Source organism: Streptomyces sp. NPDC101160 (genome assembly GCF_044768205.1).
Taxonomy (GTDB): domain Bacteria; phylum Actinomycetota; class Actinomycetes; order Streptomycetales; family Streptomycetaceae; genus Streptomyces.
Genome location: NZ_JBIWPJ010000004.1, coordinates 46,129 through 63,657, shown reverse-complemented (window position 1 = coordinate 63,657; position 17,529 = coordinate 46,129). Strand labels below are relative to the sequence as shown.

The 17,529-nt window shown below is 71.7% G+C and carries 17 protein-coding genes; 13 read left to right on the top strand and 4 right to left on the bottom strand.

Annotated features, from left to right (window positions below; translation table 11 throughout):
* The first annotated feature begins 6 nt into the window (after positions 1 to 6).
* The 6 genes from dxr (at position 7) to ACIRSU_RS13300 (ending at position 7,180) form a co-directional block, all read left to right on the top strand.
* Positions 7 to 1,257 carry a 1-deoxy-D-xylulose-5-phosphate reductoisomerase gene (dxr, locus tag ACIRSU_RS13325; RefSeq protein ID WP_403791596.1) on the top strand — a complete coding sequence of 417 codons (1,251 nt, stop codon included), beginning with the start codon at positions 7 to 9 and terminating at the stop codon, positions 1,255 to 1,257.
* Positions 1,254 to 2,558: a M50 family metallopeptidase gene (locus tag ACIRSU_RS13320; protein WP_403791594.1), complete on the top strand. Its 1,305-nt coding sequence runs from the start codon at positions 1,254 to 1,256 to the stop codon at positions 2,556 to 2,558. The genes dxr and ACIRSU_RS13320 overlap by 4 nt, the downstream gene beginning before the upstream one ends.
* Positions 2,559 to 2,683: 125 nt before the next feature.
* Positions 2,684 to 3,841, top strand: a complete 1,158-nt coding sequence (gene ispG / locus ACIRSU_RS13315; protein ID WP_403791592.1) for a flavodoxin-dependent (E)-4-hydroxy-3-methylbut-2-enyl-diphosphate synthase — start codon at positions 2,684 to 2,686, stop codon at positions 3,839 to 3,841.
* 129 nt (positions 3,842 to 3,970) lie between these two features.
* Complete coding sequence (locus ACIRSU_RS13310) at positions 3,971 to 4,813, top strand: GNAT family N-acetyltransferase (protein WP_403792530.1); 843 nt, start codon at positions 3,971 to 3,973, stop codon at positions 4,811 to 4,813.
* Positions 4,814 to 4,867: 54 nt separating this feature from the next.
* Positions 4,868 to 5,410, top strand: a complete 543-nt coding sequence (locus ACIRSU_RS13305; protein ID WP_403791591.1) for a GNAT family N-acetyltransferase — start codon at positions 4,868 to 4,870, stop codon at positions 5,408 to 5,410.
* Positions 5,411 to 5,479: 69 nt separating this feature from the next.
* On the top strand, positions 5,480 to 7,180 hold the full coding sequence (locus tag ACIRSU_RS13300) for a proline--tRNA ligase (RefSeq protein WP_403791589.1): 1,701 nt from the start codon (positions 5,480 to 5,482) through the stop codon (positions 7,178 to 7,180).
* Between the two features lie 64 nt (positions 7,181 to 7,244).
* Here the strand turns inward: ACIRSU_RS13300 and ACIRSU_RS13295 are convergent, their stop codons facing one another.
* The 4 genes from ACIRSU_RS13295 to ACIRSU_RS13280 all read right to left on the bottom strand — a co-directional run bounded on the left by ACIRSU_RS13295 (position 7,245) and on the right by ACIRSU_RS13280 (position 10,171).
* Positions 7,245 to 8,195: a slipin family protein gene (locus tag ACIRSU_RS13295; RefSeq protein WP_403791588.1), complete on the bottom strand. Its 951-nt coding sequence runs from the start codon at positions 8,193 to 8,195 to the stop codon at positions 7,245 to 7,247.
* Between the two features lie 80 nt (positions 8,196 to 8,275).
* A complete protein-coding gene (locus tag ACIRSU_RS13290; protein ID WP_403791586.1) occupies positions 8,276 to 9,169 on the bottom strand; it encodes an aminoglycoside phosphotransferase family protein in 894 nt (297 codons plus the stop codon).
* Between the two features lie 25 nt (positions 9,170 to 9,194).
* Positions 9,195 to 9,623: a ferritin-like domain-containing protein gene (locus tag ACIRSU_RS13285; protein ID WP_403791584.1), complete on the bottom strand. Its 429-nt coding sequence runs from the start codon at positions 9,621 to 9,623 to the stop codon at positions 9,195 to 9,197.
* A complete protein-coding gene (locus ACIRSU_RS13280; protein WP_403791582.1) occupies positions 9,620 to 10,171 on the bottom strand; it encodes a hypothetical protein in 552 nt (183 codons plus the stop codon). Before ACIRSU_RS13280 ends, ACIRSU_RS13285 begins: the two co-directional genes overlap by 4 nt.
* Positions 10,172 to 10,326: 155 nt before the next feature.
* Between ACIRSU_RS13280 and rimP the strand changes: the two genes are divergently transcribed.
* The 7 genes from rimP (at position 10,327) to truB (ending at position 17,278) form a co-directional block, all read left to right on the top strand.
* Positions 10,327 to 10,824, top strand: coding sequence for a ribosome maturation factor RimP (gene rimP / locus ACIRSU_RS13275; RefSeq protein WP_403791580.1), 498 nt, complete (start codon positions 10,327 to 10,329; stop codon positions 10,822 to 10,824).
* A gap of 2 nt (positions 10,825 to 10,826) precedes the next feature.
* Positions 10,827 to 11,840, top strand: a complete 1,014-nt coding sequence (gene nusA / locus ACIRSU_RS13270; RefSeq protein WP_403791578.1) for a transcription termination factor NusA — start codon at positions 10,827 to 10,829, stop codon at positions 11,838 to 11,840.
* 118 nt (positions 11,841 to 11,958) lie between these two features.
* On the top strand, positions 11,959 to 12,240 hold the full coding sequence (locus tag ACIRSU_RS13265) for a YlxR family protein (RefSeq protein WP_403791576.1): 282 nt from the start codon (positions 11,959 to 11,961) through the stop codon (positions 12,238 to 12,240).
* 148 nt (positions 12,241 to 12,388) lie between these two features.
* The gene (infB, locus tag ACIRSU_RS13260; protein WP_403791574.1) at positions 12,389 to 15,463 is read left to right on the top strand and encodes a translation initiation factor IF-2; all 3,075 of its coding nucleotides are present in this window, start codon (positions 12,389 to 12,391) and stop codon (positions 15,461 to 15,463) included.
* A gap of 155 nt (positions 15,464 to 15,618) precedes the next feature.
* A complete protein-coding gene (locus ACIRSU_RS13255) occupies positions 15,619 to 15,912 on the top strand; it encodes a DUF503 domain-containing protein (RefSeq protein ID WP_403791572.1) in 294 nt (97 codons plus the stop codon).
* Between the two features lie 29 nt (positions 15,913 to 15,941).
* Positions 15,942 to 16,382 carry a 30S ribosome-binding factor RbfA gene (gene rbfA, locus ACIRSU_RS13250; RefSeq protein WP_403791570.1) on the top strand — a complete coding sequence of 147 codons (441 nt, stop codon included), beginning with the start codon at positions 15,942 to 15,944 and terminating at the stop codon, positions 16,380 to 16,382.
* The gene (truB, locus tag ACIRSU_RS13245; protein ID WP_403791568.1) at positions 16,379 to 17,278 is read left to right on the top strand and encodes a tRNA pseudouridine(55) synthase TruB; all 900 of its coding nucleotides are present in this window, start codon (positions 16,379 to 16,381) and stop codon (positions 17,276 to 17,278) included. Before rbfA ends, truB begins: the two co-directional genes overlap by 4 nt.
* Positions 17,279 to 17,529: the final 251 nt, after the last annotated feature.

Genomic DNA, 17,529 nt, shown 5'->3' with positions numbered 1-17,529 from the left:
GGGGGCATGAGCGACCGCCCCTCTCCTCTCGCCGACCCGCACATCGCCTTCGACGTATCGGAAGGACGCCGGGACATCGTCGTCCTCGGCTCCACCGGGTCCATCGGCACCCAGGCCATCGACCTGGTCCTGCGCAACCCCGACCGGTTCCGGGTCACCGCCCTCGCCGCCTCCGGCGGCCGGATCGGGCTGCTCGCCGAGCAGGCGCACCGGCTGAAGGTCGAGGCGGTGGCGGTCGCCCGCGAGGACGCGGCCGAGGAGCTGCGTACGGCCCTGAAGGCGCTGTACGGCTCCGAGCAGCTGCCCGAGATCCTCGCCGGCCCGGACGCGGCGACCCAGCTCGCCGCGTCCCCGTGCCACACCGTCCTCAACGGCATCACCGGCTCCATCGGCCTCGCGCCCACCCTCGCCGCCCTGGAGGCCGGCCGGACCCTCGCGCTCGCCAACAAGGAGTCGCTGATCGTCGGCGGCCCGCTGGTGAAGGCGCTGGCCAAGCCGGGCCAGATCATCCCGGTCGACTCCGAGCACGCGGCCCTCTTCCAGGCGCTCGCCGCCGGCACCCGGGCCGACGTCCGCAAGCTGGTCGTCACCGCCTCCGGCGGCCCGTTCCGCGGCCGGACCCGCGACCAGCTGGCGAACGTGACCCGCGAGGACGCGCTCGCGCACCCCACCTGGGCCATGGGCCCGGTCATCACGGTCAACAGCGCGACCCTGGTCAACAAGGGCCTGGAGGTCATCGAGGCCCATCTCCTCTACGACATCCCGTTCGACCGCATCGAGGTCGTCGTCCACCCGCAGTCGTACGTGCACTCGATGGTCGAGTTCACCGACGGCTCCACCCTCGCCCAGGCCACCCCGCCGGACATGCGCGGCCCGATCGCCATCGGCATCGGCTGGCCCGAGCGGGTCCCCGACGCCGCCCCGGCCTTCGACTGGTCCACGGCGTCCACCTGGGAGTTCTTCCCCCTCGACAACGACGCCTTCCCGTCCGTGAACCTCGCCCGGCACGTCGGCACGCTCGGCGGCACCGCGCCCGCCGTCTTCAACGCCGCCAACGAGGAGTGCGTGGACGCCTTCCTCGCCGGAAAGCTGCCGTTCAACGGAATCATGGATACGGTCACCGCAGTCGTCACCGAGCACGGGGACCCCGGCACGGGAACCTCGCTCACGGTGTCGGACGTCCTGGAAGCGGAGACCTGGGCACGGGCCCGGGCCCGGGAACTCGCGGCGAAGGCAATCGCGGAGGCGCGCGCATGACCACACTCCTGACCGTCCTCGGCATCGTGCTGTTCGCGTTGGGACTGCTCGTCTCCATCGCATGGCACGAGCTGGGCCACCTCTCCACGGCCAAGCTGTTCGGCATCAGGGTGCCGCAGTACATGGTCGGCTTCGGCCCGACCGTCTGGTCGCGGAAGAAGGGCGAGACGGAGTACGGCTTCAAGGCCATCCCGGCCGGCGGCTACATCCGCATGATCGGCATGTTCCCGCCCGGCAAGGACGGCCGCATCGAGGCCCGCTCCACCTCCCCCTGGCGCTCCATGATCGAGGACGCCCGCGAGGCCTCCTTCGAGGAACTGCAGCCCGGCGACGAGGACCGGCTCTTCTACACGCGCAAGCCGTGGAAGCGCGTCATCGTCATGTTCGCCGGGCCCTTCATGAACCTGGTCCTCGCCGTCGTGCTGTTCTTCGGCAGCGCCATGGCCATCGGCTTCGAGACCCAGACGACCAAGGTCGCCGGCGTCCAGAAGTGCGTCATCGCCGCCGACAGCAAGCGCGAGAAGTGCCAGGCCGGCGACCCGGTCTCGCCCGCGTACGCCGCCGGGCTCAAGGAGGGCGACAAGATCGTCGCTTTCAACGGCACCCCGGTCGCCGACTGGAACACCCTCTCCGACCGCATCCGCGCCACCATCGGCCCCGCCACGGTGACCGTCGAACGCGCCGGACAGCGGATCGACCTCCACCCCGTCCTCATGAAGAACGAGGTCTACAAGAAGGACGCCGACGGCCGGGTCGTCCAGCCGCTCCAGACCGTCCCCGCCGGCTACCTCGGCTTCGCCTCCAAGACCGAGGTCCTGCCGCTCACCTTCGGCCAGTCCGCCGACCGGATGACCGAGCAGATGAAGGCCGGCGTCAAGTCCGTCATCGCCCTGCCCGGCAAGATCCCCGGCCTGTGGGACGCCGCCTTCGGCGACGGCAAGCGCGCCGCCGACTCGCCCGTCGGCGTCGTCGGCGCCGCCCGCCTCAGCGGCGAGCTGATGACCCTGGACGCGCCGAAGAAGACCATCCTGGTCTGGTTCATGAACCTGCTGGTCATGTTCAACGTGTCGCTGTTCCTGTTCAACATGCTCCCGCTGCTCCCGCTCGACGGCGGCCACATCGCCGGCGCCCTGTGGGAGTCGCTGCGCCGGCACGTCGCCCGGATCTTCAAGCGGCCCGACCCGGGCCCGTTCGACGTCGCCAAGCTGATGCCGGCCGCGTACGTCGTCGCAGGCGTGTTCGTCTGCTTCACCCTGCTCGTCCTCGTCGCCGACATCGTCAACCCGGTCAAGATCACCTGACCGGCCGTGCCGCGTCCCGGCGACGCCGGGTGGCCGGAAGCCGTGCGGTGTCCGGCCACCCGCCGCCGGGACGGTAATCTCGGAGACCTGAGCCCGATGAACCACACCTTGGGGTTGTACAGCTGATGACCGCGATCTCTCTCGGTATCCCGACCGTTCCGACCCGGCTCGCCGAACGGCGCAAGAGCCGCCAGATCCAGGTCGGATCGGTGGCCGTCGGAGGCGACGCCCCCGTGTCGGTGCAGTCGATGACCACCACCCGCACGTCCGACATCGGCGCCACGCTCCAGCAGATCGCCGAGCTGACCGCCTCCGGCTGCCAGATCGTGCGCGTGGCCTGCCCCACCCAGGACGACGCCGACGCCCTCGCCACCATCGCGAAGAAGTCGCAGATCCCGGTCATCGCCGACATCCACTTCCAGCCGAAGTACGTCTTCGCCGCCATCGACGCCGGCTGCGCCGCGGTCCGCGTCAACCCCGGCAACATCAAGCAGTTCGACGACAAGGTCAAGGAGATCGCCAAGGCGGCCTCCGCGGCCGGCACCCCGATCCGCATCGGCGTCAACGCCGGTTCGCTCGACGCGCGACTCCTCGCGAAGTACGGCAAGGCCACCCCCGAGGCGCTCGTCGAGTCCGCCCTCTGGGAGGCGTCCCTCTTCGAGGAGCACGGCTTCCACGACATCAAGATCTCGGTCAAGCACAACGACCCGGTCGTGATGGTCAACGCCTACCGCCAGCTCGCCGCCCAGTGCGACTACCCGCTGCACCTCGGCGTCACCGAGGCCGGCCCCGCCTTCCAGGGCACCATCAAGTCCGCCGTCGCCTTCGGCGCGCTGCTCTCCGAGGGCATCGGCGACACCATCCGCGTCTCCCTCTCCGCCCCGCCGGCCGAGGAGATCAAGGTCGGCATCCAGATCCTGGAATCGCTCAACCTGCGCCAGCGCCGCCTGGAGATCGTCTCCTGCCCGTCCTGCGGCCGCGCCCAGGTCGACGTCTACAAGCTCGCCGAGGAGGTCACCGCCGGCCTCGAGGGCATGGAGGTGCCGCTCCGCGTCGCCGTCATGGGCTGCGTCGTCAACGGCCCCGGCGAGGCCCGCGAGGCCGACCTCGGCGTCGCCTCCGGCAACGGCAAGGGCCAGATCTTCGTCAAGGGCGAGGTCATCAAGACCGTCCCCGAGTCGAAGATCGTCGAGACCCTCATCGAAGAGGCGCTGAAGATCGCCGAGCAGATGGAGAAGGACGGCGTCATGAGCGGCGAGCCGACCGTCTCCGTCGCCGGCTGACCGGCCCGCCCGCACCGCCCGAGCGAAGAAGCCCCTCCGCCACGGAGGGGCTTTTTTCGTACCCCTCGGCGGCGGGAAACGGGGGTACAGTGCCAGGACCAGCAGAACCGTACGGTGAGGCCCCACGTGTTGACGCAATCATCGACGCGGGTCCTCGAACCCGCCGACCTCGGCGCCGCGCTCGCCGTGCTCGACAGCGCGCCCGTCGAGAACGCCTTCGTCGCCGCCCGCGTCCAGATGGCCGGGCTCGACCCCTGGCGGCTCGGCGGCGAGATGTGGGGCTGGTACAGCGACGGGATGCTGACCTCGCTCTGCTACTCCGGCGCCAACCTCGTCCCCATCTGCGCCACCCCCGAGGCCGTCCGCGCCTTCGCCGACCGGGCCCGCCGGATCGGCCGCCGCTGCTCCTCCATCGTCGGCCCCGCCGGACCCACCGCCCAGCTCTGGCGCCTCCTCGAACCCGGCTGGGGCCCCGCCCGCGACGTCCGCGCCCACCAGCCGCTCATGACCGCCGAGGCGCCCTCCGCGACCGTGCGGCCCGACCCGCTGGTCCGCCGGGTCCGCAAGGACGAGATGGAGGTGATCATGCCCGCGTGCGTGGCCATGTTCACCGAGGAGGTCGGCATCTCCCCGATGTCCGGCGACGGCGGACTGCTCTACCAGGCCCGGGTCGCCGAGCTCGTCGGCTCCGGCCGGTCCTTCGCCCGCATCGAGGACGGCAAGGTCGTCTTCAAGGCCGAGATCGGCGCCGCCACCCGCCAGGCCTGCCAGATCCAGGGCGTCTGGGTGGCACCCGAGCACCGCGGCAAGGGCCTCTCCGAGACCGGCATGGCCGCCGTCCTCCAGTACGCCCTCGCCGACGTCGCGCCCGTCGTCAGCCTGTACGTGAACGACTACAACGCCCCCGCCCGGGCCGCGTACCACCGCGTCGGCTTCCAGGAGGTCGGCGCCTTCATGAGCGTGCTGTTCTGAACCCTGTTCTGAACTCCCAGGGGTGCTTGTAGGGTGCGGCGCATGGATGAGCGCATGGATGACACGGTCGTGATCGCTCCCGTCGACCTCGCCGCCCGGGTCGACGAAGCCCTCGCCGTACAGGCCCTCGCCTTCGGTCTCGACGCCGCCGAGATCGCCGTACGCCGCCACATCGTCGTGCGCCACCTGCTCAACCCCGGCGCCCGCGCCTACGGGGCCACCACGCCCGACGGGCGGCTCGTCGGCTTCGTCTACGGGATGCCCAACGACCGCACCCACTGGTGGTCCACGGTCGTCGAACCGTATCTGCGCGCCGGCGGGCACGAGGGCTGGCTCGACGACTCCTTCGTCATCACCGAGCTCCACGTCCACCCCGGCTACCAGGGCCGGGGCCTCGGCCGCGGACTGATCACCACCATCACCGACCAGTCCGCCCTGCCGCGCTCCATCCTCTCCGCCATCGACACCGAGAGCCCGGCCCGCGGCCTCTACCGCTCCCTCGGCTACACCGACCTCGCCCGCCGCGTCCTGTTCCCGAGCGCACCGCGCCCGTACGCGGTCATGGGCGCCCCGCTGCCGCTCAAGCGCCGGAACTGATTTCTCCGAGCCGGGGGCGCCCGGCTAACCTCGGGGCCATCACCCTTACCCGGCAGGAGTACGAGAACCATGGCCAACGCACCGGTCCAGCGCATGTCCCAGTTGATGGCGAAGACGCTGCGCGACGACCCGGCGGACGCCGAGGTCCTCAGCCACAAGCTCCTCGTCCGCGCGGGCTACGTCCGCCGCACCGCCGCCGGCATCTGGAGCTGGCTGCCCCTCGGCAAGAAGGTGCTCTCCAACGTCGAGCGCATCGTCCGCGAGGAGATGGACGCCATCGGCGCCCAGGAGGTCTCCCTGCCCGCCCTGCTGCCCCGTGAGCCCTACGAGGCGACCGGCCGCTGGGACGAGTACGGCGCCGAGCTCTTCCGCCTCCAGGACCGCAAGGGCGGCGACTACCTCCTCGGCCCCACGCACGAGGAGATCTTCACCCTCCTGGTGAAGGACCAGGCGTCCTCCTACAAGGACCTGCCGGTCACCCTCTACCAGATCCAGACGAAGTTCCGCGACGAGGCCCGGCCCCGCGCCGGCATCCTGCGCGGCCGCGAGTTCCTCATGAAGGACTCGTACTCCTTCGACCTCGACGACGAGGGCCTCGCCACCTCCTACGGCCTGCACCGCCAGGCGTACCAGCGCATCTTCGAGCGCCTCGGCCTCGACTACCGCATCTGCGCCGCCACCGCCGGCGCCATGGGCGGCTCCAAGTCCGAGGAGTTCCTCGCCCCCGCCGAGGCCGGCGAGGACACCTTCGCCGACTGCCCCAACTGTGACTTCGCCGCCAACACCGAGGCGGTGTACTACGAGCTCGCGACGGTCGACGGCTCCGCCGTCCCGGCCGCCGAGGAGATCCCCACCCCCGACACGCCGACCATCGAGACGCTCGCCGCCTCGCTCGGCGTCCCGGCCTCCGCGACGCTCAAGAACCTCCTGGTGAAGGTCGACGGCGAGATCGTCGCCGTCGGCGTCCCCGGCGACCGCGAGGTCGACATGGACAAGGTCGAGGCGCACTTCGCCCCGGCCGCCGTCGAGATGGTCACCGAGACCGACTTCGCCGGGCGCGCCGACCTGGTCCGCGGCTACGTCGGCCCGCAGGGCCTCGACAAGATCACGTACATCGCCGACCCGCGCGTCGCCCCCGGCACCGCGTGGATCACCGGCGCCAACAAGGAGGGCACGCACGCCAAGAACGTCGTGGCGGGCCGTGACTTCGAGGTCTCCGAGTACGTCGACGTGGTCGTCGTCCAGGACGGCGACCCCTGCCCCAAGTGCGGCACCGGCCTGAAGCTCGACCGCGCGATCGAGATCGGCCACATCTTCCAGCTCGGCCGCAAGTACGCCGACGCGCTCAAGCTCGACGTCCTCGGCCAGAACGGCAAGCCCGTCCGCGTCACCATGGGCTCGTACGGCGTCGGCGTCTCGCGCGCGGTCGCGGCGCTCGCCGAGCAGACCGCCGACGACAAGGGTCTGTGCTGGCCCGCCGAGGTCGCCCCCGCCGACGTCCACGTCGTCGCCGCCGGCAAGGCGCTCCAGACCGAACTCGCCCTCGAGGTCTCCGACAAGCTCGCCGCCGCCGGACTCCGCGTCCTCGTCGACGACCGCGCGGGCGTCTCCCCGGGTGTCAAGTTCACCGACTCCGAGCTCATCGGCGTCCCCAAGATCCTCGTCGCCGGCCGCCGCGCGGCCGAGGGCGTCGTGGAACTGAAGGACCGCCGTACGGGCGAGCGCGAAGAACTCCCGGTCGCGGAAGCGATCGCCCGCCTGTCCGCCTGACGGCGGCAGAACGCCCAGAGGGGGCGCGGGTCCACCCGGACCCGCGCCCCCTCTGGGCGTCGGGTCAGGACTCGCCGTCCGTCGGGGCCGACGGCTCCACCGACGCTCCCGTCAGGTCCTCCACCGCTTCCACCGCCTCCGCCGCGTCCGCCCGCCCCGCCAGGTACGCCGGCGTCGGGAGCCCCGGGATGGGCTCCTGGGCGGGAGGCAGATGCGGCGTCGACGTCGAGGCCGACGTCGAGGCGGGCGGCGTCAGCGGGGCGCCACGTTCCAGGAAGCGGAGCAGCTCGACCGGGATCGGGAGCACCAGCGTCGAGTTCTTCTCGGCCGACACGGCCATCACCGTCTGCAGCAGCCGCAGCTGCAGCGCCGACGGCGTGCTCTCCATCTGCCGCGCCGCCTCCGCCAGCTTCTTCGACGCCTGCAGCTCCGCGTCCGCGTTGATGACCCGCGCCCGCCGCTCGCGGTCCGCCTCCGCCTGCCGGGCCATGGAGCGCTTCATGGTCTCGGGCAGCGAGACGTCCTTGATCTCGACGCGGTCGATCTGCACGCCCCACCCGATCGCGGGCGAGTCCAGCATGAGTTCGAGCCCCTGGTTGAGCTTCTCCCGGTTGGACAGCAGGTCGTCGAGGTCGCTCTTGCCGATGATCGACCGCAGCGAGGTCTGCGCCATCTGCGAGACGGCGAACTTGTAGTCCTCGACGCGCACCAGCGCCTCGGCCGCGTCCACCACCTTGAAGTAGACGACCGCGTCCACCCGCACCGTCACGTTGTCCCGGGTGATGCCCTCCTGGGCCGGCACCGGCATCGTGACGATCTGCATGTTCACCTTGTGCAGCCGGTCCACCACGGGCACGATCATCGTGAACCCGGGCGGCCGCACCTCACCGACGAGCCTTCCGAAGCGGAACACCACCCCGCGCTCGTACTGCTTCACCACGCGCGCCGCCGCGCCCGCGTACACCGCGATCACCGCGCCGCCCGCGATGACGGCCGTCAACACTTCCTGGATCATCACGGCCCCCTGCTGTCGAGGCTGGCTGTCGAGCCGATCCGAGGGCTACGGAACCCAAAGGTTACAAAAAGGGTATTCCCCTACAGCCAGCCCGCGAACTCGAGCAGCAGCTCCGCGTCCGTCCGCCGCCCCGCCGTCAGCGCGCGGGTCGCGGACTCGACGGCGCGGAACAGGGTCCAGCCGCGCAGCCGCTCCCGGTCCAGCTCCAGGGAGTCGGCGAGCTTGTTGACCCGGCGGCGGGCGGACGAGGCACCGGCCGAGGCGGCGACCAGGTCCTCGACCCGGTCCCGTACCAGCCGGGCCAGGTCGTAGGCGCGCTCGCCGACCAGCGGTTCCGGGCCGACCGCGAGCCACGGGGCGCGCTCGGCGGCCAGCACCTTGCCCTGCCGGAAGTTGCCGTGCAGGAGGAAGTCCTCGGCGGCGGGCCCGGTCCCGGAGATCAGCTCCGTGCGGGCCGCCAGGGCCTCGGTGACGAGGGCGCCGGTCTCGGCCCCGTCGGCGTACCGCCGCATGCCCTCCGCCTGCCGTGCCGTGCGCTCCGCCACCGACTCGAAGCCGTGCCCGGCCGCCGGCTCCACCCACAGCTTGCGCACCGTCCCCGCGGCCTCCAGGAGCGCCTTCGCCTCCGGCAGGGAGCGCAGCGACACCTCGGGCTGCAGCCGCTCCAGGAGCAGCCCGCCGTGCGCGGTCTCGCCGAGCAGCCTCGCCGCGCCCCAGCCGTTCCAGTGGGCCAGGGCGTCCCGCTCCAGGTCGGGGCGGGCGAAGGGCGGGGCGAGCTTCAGGACGGCGCCCTGGACGAGGACGACGAGGCTGCTGCGCCCGCCGGGGGCCACCACGCGCTCGGCGACCAGACCGGCGTGCTCCAGCGTGTCCCGGGCGAGCTCCGGGAGCGTGCCGAGCCAGGCGGCCGCGGCGGCGTCCCCGTATGTCTCGCCGAGCACGCGCACCAGTCGCTGCGGCGGTTCGAAACCCATGCGTGCGTTGTTCCTTAAGATCGGCTCAGGCCCTGCCCGTGGCCCGTTCGGCGAGCCCAGGAAAGGTTACGTCGCTGCCGCGCCAGCGGACGGCGCGGACCGCCGCCTCGCGCAGCGCCGCCGCCGCGTCCCGGCGCAGCGGGCCCTCGGCGGAACGCACCAGGTCGGAGTAGACGCCGGCCACCCGCTCCTCCAGGACGGCGGCGAGGCGGCCGGCGGCGGCCCGGTCCGGCACCGGGAACGGCAGCTCGTACGCGGCGGCCGCGGCGACCGGCTCGCCGCCCAGGTCCCGCACGGTCCGGCGCAGCGCGTCCCGGCGCGCCCGGTGGGCCTCGTACGCGTCGGTGGCCTCGGCGCGCCGGGCCGGGCCGATGCGGCCGCCGACGACCCCGTACCCGTACACGGCGGCATGCTCGGCGGCGAGCGCGGCCTGCGCGGCGTCGAGCGTGGTCATCCCGGGTTCCCTTCGGTCGGCTCGGCCAGCAGGAAGGCGTGCGCCGCCCCGGCGGCCGCGACGGAGGCGAGCAGCCGGGCGTACTCGGGCGGCGCGGTGAGCAGTGCGGCCGCATGGGTGTCGGCGGTCGCCCGTTCGGCGGCGGCCAGGTCGCTGAGCGCGGCGGCCGGAGTGGCCGGGACGCGGATCGTCGCCGGCGAGCGGGAGGGAGCGGGGGAAGGGGAGAGGGAGGCCGAGCGGGACGGGCCGGGCGCCGGGGCCGTACCGCCCTCGGAGAGCGCCTTCACGTGCGCCGCCACCGCCGCCCGCAGCGGTGCGAGCCGGGCCGTCAGCGCCGGGAACGCGCCGGTGACCGCGTCGTACCGCAGCAGCAGGTCGCGGCTGGCGGTCGCCGAGCGCCGGCGCAGCGCCGCCTCCTCGGCCGCCGCCCGCTCGGCGGCGGCCGGCTTCCTCGGACCGGTGTCGGGGGAGGCCGTACACCCGGTCAGGGCCGCCGCCGTGCCCGCCGCGCCCGCGGTGAGAAGCGTGCGTCTGTTCACCGTTGTCAACGCCACTCCCTCGCGTTCACGTTTTCGAAGATCACCGCAGGCGAGCGTACCCGCGTGCCCCGCCCGGTGGACGGCAACACCCTCCGGGACCGGATACCCTTTGATCTGACACGCGACGAACCCACAACAGCACACGCGGCCGAGGAGTCACCCGGATGAGCACCACCCAGAGCGAACGGCTGCGCGGTCTTCTGGAACCGCTCGTTTCCGCGAAGGATCTCGACCTCGAGGAGATCGAGGTGTCCCGGGCCGGCCGCCGCGGACTGCTGAGGGTCATCGTCGACTCGGACGAGGGCGTCGAGCTGGACGCCTGCGCCGAGCTGAGCCGCGTCATCTCGGAGAAGCTCGACGAGACGGACGTGATGGGCGAGGGCGAGTACGTCCTCGAAGTCAGCTCGCCCGGCGCCGACCGCCCCCTCACCCAGCACCGCCACTACGAGCGCGCCGTCGGTCGCCTGGTGAAGCTGCAGCTGACCGAGGGCGGCGAGCTGGTCACCCGGATCATCGCCGTGGACGAGGACGGCCTCGACACCGAGGTGCCGGGCGTGAAGGGACGCAAGGCCACCGCCCGCCGGGTCGAGTTCGCGGACATCGCGAAGGCGCGTGTCGAGATCGAGTTCAACCGCAAGGACAAGAAGGAAGAGGAGGCGTAGCCGTGGACATCGACGTGAAGCTCCTGAAGGGCTTGGCACAGGAGAAGGAAATCTCCTTCGAGATGCTGGTCGAGGCGATCGAGTCGGCCCTCCTCATCGCCTACCACCGTGTCCCCGGCGCCCGCCGCCACGCGCGCGTCGAGCTGGACCGGCACACCGGTCACGTGACCGTGTGGGCGAAGGAAGACCCCGCCGACCTGGAGGAGGGGCAGCAGCCCAAGGAGTTCGACGACACGCCGTCGGACTTCGGCCGGATCGCGGCGAGCACCGCCCGCCAGGTCATCCAGCAGCGGCTGCGCGACGCCGAGAACGACGTCACCTTCGGCGAGTACGCGCGCCGCGAGGGCGACATCGTGGCCGGCCAGGTGCAGCAGGGCAAGGACCCGAAGAACGTCCTGGTCAAGCTGGACGACAAGCTCGAGGCCATCCTGCCGGTGCAGGAGCAGGTGCCGGGCGAGGAGTACACGCACGGGCTGCGGCTGCGCACGTACGTCGTTCGGGTGGCGAAGGGTGTCCGCGGTCCGTCCGTCACCCTGTCGCGCACCCACCCCAATCTGGTGAAGAAGCTCTTCGCCCTGGAGGTGCCGGAGATCGCCGACGGCTCGGTGGAGATCTCCGCCATCGCCCGTGAGGCCGGTCACCGCACCAAGATCGCCGTCCGTTCCACCCGTTCGGGCCTGAACGCCAAGGGCGCCTGCATCGGCCCGATGGGCAGCCGGGTGCGCAACGTGATGGCGGAGCTGATGGGCGAGAAGATCGACATCGTCGACTGGTCGGACGACCCGGCCGAGATGGTGGCGAACGCGCTCTCCCCGGCGCGTGTGTCCAAGGTCGAGGTCGTGGACCTGGCCGCCCGCTCCGCCCGCGTGACGGTGCCGGACTACCAGCTGTCGCTCGCGATCGGCAAGGAGGGCCAGAACGCCCGCCTCGCCGCGCGGCTCACCGGCTGGCGGATCGACATCCGTCCCGACACGGAGCCGGCCGAGTCCGCCCAGTCCTCCGGCCGGGAGGGCTGAGGGCCCGGGAGACCGAGGTCCTGGGGATCCCGCCGCAAGGCGGAGATCGTTTTTGGCCAACAACTGTTCGATTTTTGCCTCAAACGGGTGAGGTCGGAACGGGGAGGTAGACTTAATCGTGTCTGGCCGGACGCATGCCCGCGTGTGCCCTGAGCGAACCTGTGTGGGATGCCGGGAGCGAGCGGCCAAGAGCGACCTGCTGCGGGTCGTGGTGAATAAGGACGAGTGCGTTCCCGATCATCGCGGTACGCTGCCCGGCCGGGGTGCGTATGTGCACCCCGCCTTGCACTGTCTCGACCTGGCGGTCCGCCGCCGGGCGTTCCCGAGGTCCTTCCGGACCGCGGGACCGCTCGACACGGCGGCGTTGCGCCGTCACGTCGAGGAGACGGCACCGCAGTGAAAAAGAAGTACGGCACGGAACCCCGTGCGGTCAGGTACCTCGCGAGTTGGAAGTAGGTCGAGATTGCGATGAGCACTCGATGAGTACGCGATGAGTACGCCCATGAAGTAGCGACGGTCCGGCGGTAACCGGACCTAAAAGGAGCGAAGTGGCTAAGGTCCGGGTATACGAACTCGCCAAGGAGTTCGGTGTGGAGAGCAAGGTCGTCATGGCCAAGCTCCAAGAACTCGGTGAGTTCGTCCGTTCGGCGTCCTCGACGATCGAGGCGCCGGTCGTGCGCAAGTTGACTGACGCTTTGCAGGGTCCCGGCGGTTCCGCCGGCAAGGCCGCTGCCAAGCCCGGCGCGCCCCGCAAGGCGGCGCCCGCCCCCAAGCCCGCGGCACCGGCTCCGGCCGCCGCGGCACGTCCCGCTGCCCCCAAGCCCGGCGCCCCGGCCCCCAAGCCGGCCCCCGCCGCGCCTGCGGCCCCGGTCACCCCGGCCGCGCCCGCGAGCAGCACCCCGTCCCCGGCTCCGGCCGCGTCCGGTCCCCGTCCGGGTCCGAAGCCCGCGCCCAAGCCGGCGCCGGCCGCCCCGGCTCCGACCACCCCGGAGTTCACCGCGCCTCCGTCGGCCCCGGCCGCCGGTCCGCGCCCCGGTGGCGCCACCCCCGGCCCGCGTCCGACCTCTGCCCGTCCGGGGCAGCAGGCGCCGCGTCCGGGTCAGCAGGCCCCCCGTCCCGGCCAGCAGGCCCCGCGTCCGGGCGCTCGTCCGGCCGGCCCGCGTCCGGGCAACAACCCCTTCACGTCCGGTGGCTCCACCGGCATGGCGCGCCCGCAGACGCCCCGCCCGCAGGGTGGCGCGCCGCGTCCCGGCGGCCCCGGTGCCCCCGGTGCCCCGCGTCCGCAGGGTCCGGGCAGCGTTCCCGGCGCCCCGCGTCCGCAGGGTCAGGGCCCGCGTCCGACCCCGGGTGGCATGCCCCGTCCGCAGGCTCCGCGTCCCGGTGGCGCGCCCGGCGGTAACCGTCCGAACCCGGGCATGATGCCGCAGCGTCCCGCTGCCGGCCCGCGTCCCGGCCCCGGCGGTCGTGGCCCCGGTGGTCCCGGCGGTCGTCCGGCCGGTCCCGGCGGCGGCGGTCGTCCCGGCTTCGCCGGCCGTCCGGCCGGTCCCGGCGGTGGCGGCGGCGGCTTCGCCGGCCGTCCCGGTGGTCCCGGTGGCGGCGGCGGTCGTCCGGGTGGTCCCGGCGGCGGTGGCGGCGGCTTCGGCGGTCGTCCCGGCGGCTTCGGTGGCCGTCCCGGCGGTCCGGGTGGCCGTGGTGGCACGCAGGGCGCCTTCGGTCGTCCCGGCGGTCCCGCGCGTCGCGGTCGCAAGTCGAAGCGTCAGAGGCGCCAGGAGTACGAGGCCATGCAGGCCCCGTCCGTGGGCGGCGTGATGCTGCCTCGCGGCAACGGCGACACCATTCGCCTGTCGCGCGGTGCGTCCCTCACCGACTTCGCGGAGAAGATCGGCGCCAACCCGGCGTCGCTCGTCGCGGTCATGATGAACCTCGGCGAGATGGTCACGGCCACGCAGTCCGTCTCCGACGAGACGCTGCAGCTCCTCGGTGACGAGATGAACTACCAGGTTCAGATCGTCTCCCCCGAGGAGGAGGACCGTGAGCTGCTCGAGTCCTTCGACCTCGAGTTCGGCGAGAACGAGGGCGGCGAAGAGGCCCTGGTCTCCCGTCCGCCGGTCGTGACCGTCATGGGTCACGTCGACCACGGTAAGACCCGACTCCTCGACGCGATCCGCAAGACCAACGTGATCGCGGGCGAGGCCGGTGGCATCACCCAGCACATCGGTGCCTACCAGGTCGCGACCCAGGTCAACGACGAAGAGCGTCGCATCACCTTCATCGACACCCCGGGTCACGAGGCGTTCACCGCCATGCGTGCCCGTGGTGCGAAGTCGACCGACATCGCGATCCTCGTGGTCGCGGCCAACGACGGCGTCATGCCGCAGACGATCGAGGCGCTCAACCACGCCAAGGCCGCCGGCGTCCCGATCGTCGTCGCGGTCAACAAGATCGACGTCGAGGGTGCCGACCCGGTCAAGGTGCGCGGTCAGCTCACCGAGTTCGGTCTGGTGGCCGAGGAGTACGGCGGCGACACGATGTTCGTCGACATCTCCGCCAAGCAGGGTCTGCACATCGATTCCCTGCTCGAGGCCGTCGTCCTCACCGCCGACGCCTCGCTCGACCTGCGGGCCAACCCGAACCAGGACGCGCAGGGCATCGCGATCGAGTCCCACCTCGACCGCGGCCGCGGTGCGGTCTCGACCGTCCTCGTCCAGCGAGGCACGCTGCGCATCGGCGACACGATGGTCGTCGGCGACGCGTACGGCCGTGTCCGCGCGATGCTCGACGACAAGGGCAACAACGTCGAGGAGGCGACCCCGTCGACTCCCGTCCTGGTCCTGGGTCTCACCAACGTCCCGGGTGCGGGCGACAACTTCCTCGTCGTCGACGAGGACCGCACCGCCCGCCAGATCGCCGAGAAGCGCGCCGCGCGTGAGCGCAACGCCGCCTTCGCCAAGCGCGTCCGCCGGGTGTCCCTCGAGGACCTCGACAAGGTGCTCAAGGCCGGTCAGGTCCAGGAACTCAACCTCATCATCAAGGGCGACGCGTCCGGTGCGGTCGAGGCTCTCGAGTCCTCGCTGCTCCAGCTCGACGTCGGTGAAGAGGTCGACATCCGCGTCCTGCACCGTGGTGTGGGTGCGGTCACCGAGTCCGACATCGACCTGGCCATGGGCTCCGACGCCATCGTCATCGGCTACAACGTCCGTGCGGCCGGCCGTGCCGCGCAGATGGCGGAGCGCGAGGGCGTCGACGTCCGGTACTACTCGGTCATCTACCAGGCGATCGAGGAGATCGAGGCGGCGCTCAAGGGCCTCCTCAAGCCGGAGTACGAAGAGGTCGAGCTCGGTACGGCGGAGATCCGCGAGGTCTTCCGCTCGTCCAAGCTGGGCAACATCGCCGGTGTCCTCATCCGCTCGGGCGAGGTCAAGCGCAACACCAAGGCGCGCCTCATCCGCGACGGCAAGGTCATCGCGGAGAACCTCAACATCGAGGGTCTGCGCCGCTTCAAGGACGACGTCACCGAGATCCGCGAGGGCTTCGAGGGTGGTATCAACCTCGGAAACTTCAACGACATCAAGATCGACGACGTCATCGCGACGTACGAGATGCGCGAGAAGCCGCGCGTGTAACACGCAACGCTGAGTCGCGACTCGGGTCGGGGCCGGTCGGCGGAAAGTATTCCGTCGATCGGCCCCGGCCGTTGCGTGTACGGTTTTGATGTTCCCCCGCCGGGCGTCGGCCCGGTGGGACGTCGAACCCGAACCGGCGGGACATCCGGCACCGCATGTACGTGGGGACTCTGTCCTTCGATCTGCTCCTCGGCGACGTTCATTCGTTGAAGGAGAAACGCTCCGTCGTCCGGCCCATCGTCGCCGAGCTCCAGCGCAAGTTCTCCGTGAGCGCGGCCGAGGTGGGCGACCAGGACCTCCACCGCAGGGCCCAGCTCGGGGTCGCGCTGGTGTCCGGGGACGCGGGGTTCGTGTCGGACGTGCTGGACCGCTGCGAGCGGCTGGTCGCGGCCCGGCCCGAGGTGGAGCTGCTCTCGGTGCGACGCAGGCTCCACACTGATGAAGACTGAATGAGCAAGGCAAAGAAGGAGACGGACCAGTGGCCGACAACGCGCGGGCGAAGAAGCTGGCGGACCTCATCCGGGAGGTGGTCGCCGAGAAGCTGCAGCGCGGCATCAAGGACCCGCGCCTGGGTACGCACGTGACCATCACGGACACCCGCGTCACCGGTGACCTGCGGGAGGCCACGGTCTTCTACACGGTCTACGGCGACGAGGAGGAGCGCGCGAGCGCCGCCGCCGGCCTGGAGAGCGCCAAGGGCATCCTGCGCTCGGCCGTGGGCAAGGCCGCGGGCACCAAGTTCACCCCGACGCTGACCTTCGTGGCGGACGCCCTCCCGGAGACCGCCAAGAACATCGAGGACCTCCTCGACCGGGCGCGCGCCTCGGACGCCGCGGTGCGCGAGGCGTCCTCGGGCGCCCGCTTCGCCGGTGAGGCCGACCCGTACAAGAAGCCGGGCGAGGACGAAGCCGCCGAATGAGCACCGTAGGCAAGACGCCCGACGGCCTTGTCATCGTCGACAAGCCGTCGGGCTTCACTTCGCACGACGTCGTCGCCAAGATGCGCGGGATCGCCAAGACCCGCCGCGTCGGCCACGCCGGCACGCTCGACCCCATGGCCACGGGCGTCCTCGTCCTCGGCGTGGAGCGGGCGACCAAGCTGCTCGGTCACCTCGCGCTGACCGAGAAGGAGTACCTGGGCACGATCCGCCTCGGGCAGACCACCATCACCGACGACGCCGAGGGCGAGATCACGGCGTCGGTCGACGCGTCGAAGGTCACCCGCGAGCAGATCGACGCGGGCGTGGCCGAGCTGACCGGCGAGATCATGCAGGTGCCGTCGAAGGTCTCCGCGATCAAGATCGACGGCAAGCGTTCGTACGCGCGCGTGCGCGGCGGCGAGGAGTTCGAGATCCCGGCCCGGCCGGTCACCGTCTCCTCCTTCCGTGTGTACGACGTGCGCGAGGCCAGCGCGGAGGACGGCACTCCGGTCGTGGACCTGGTGGTCTCCGTCGTCTGTTCCTCCGGTACGTACATCCGGGCGCTCGCCCGGGACCTGGGCGCCGGGCTCGGCGTGGGCGGCCATCTGACCGCGCTGCGCCGCACCCGGGTCGGCCCGTACAAGCTGGACAGCGCCCGGACCCTGGACCAGCTCCAGGAGGACCTGACGGTCATGCCGGTCGCCGAGGCCGCCGAGGCGGCGTTCCCGCGCTGGGACGTCGACGCCAGGCGGGCCCGGCTGCTGCTCAACGGCGTACGCCTGGAGATGCCGGAGTACCCGAAGGGGCCCGTCGCGGTCTTCGGGCCGGAGGGGAAGCTGCTCGCGCTGGTCGAGGACCAGCGGGGGAAGGCGAAGAGCCTGGCCGTCTTCGGCTGAGCTCCGTCGGACCGTCGAAGGGGCGGGCACGCGCAGGCGTGCCCGCCCCTTCGGGTTTTTTCACCCTCCCGGGTAGGCGCTCGAAGCGAAAGGGGGGAGTGAGAGGGGGCGCGTTCGACTCGCGCGCTTCACTCGGCGATCATCGCCGCCCTACCGTTGCGAACCATGGGGAGCGGGGACCGGGCGGCACTGGTGCGGATCGAGGATCCGACCGGGCGACCGGTCGGCACCGGCTTCCCCGTCGACCTCCA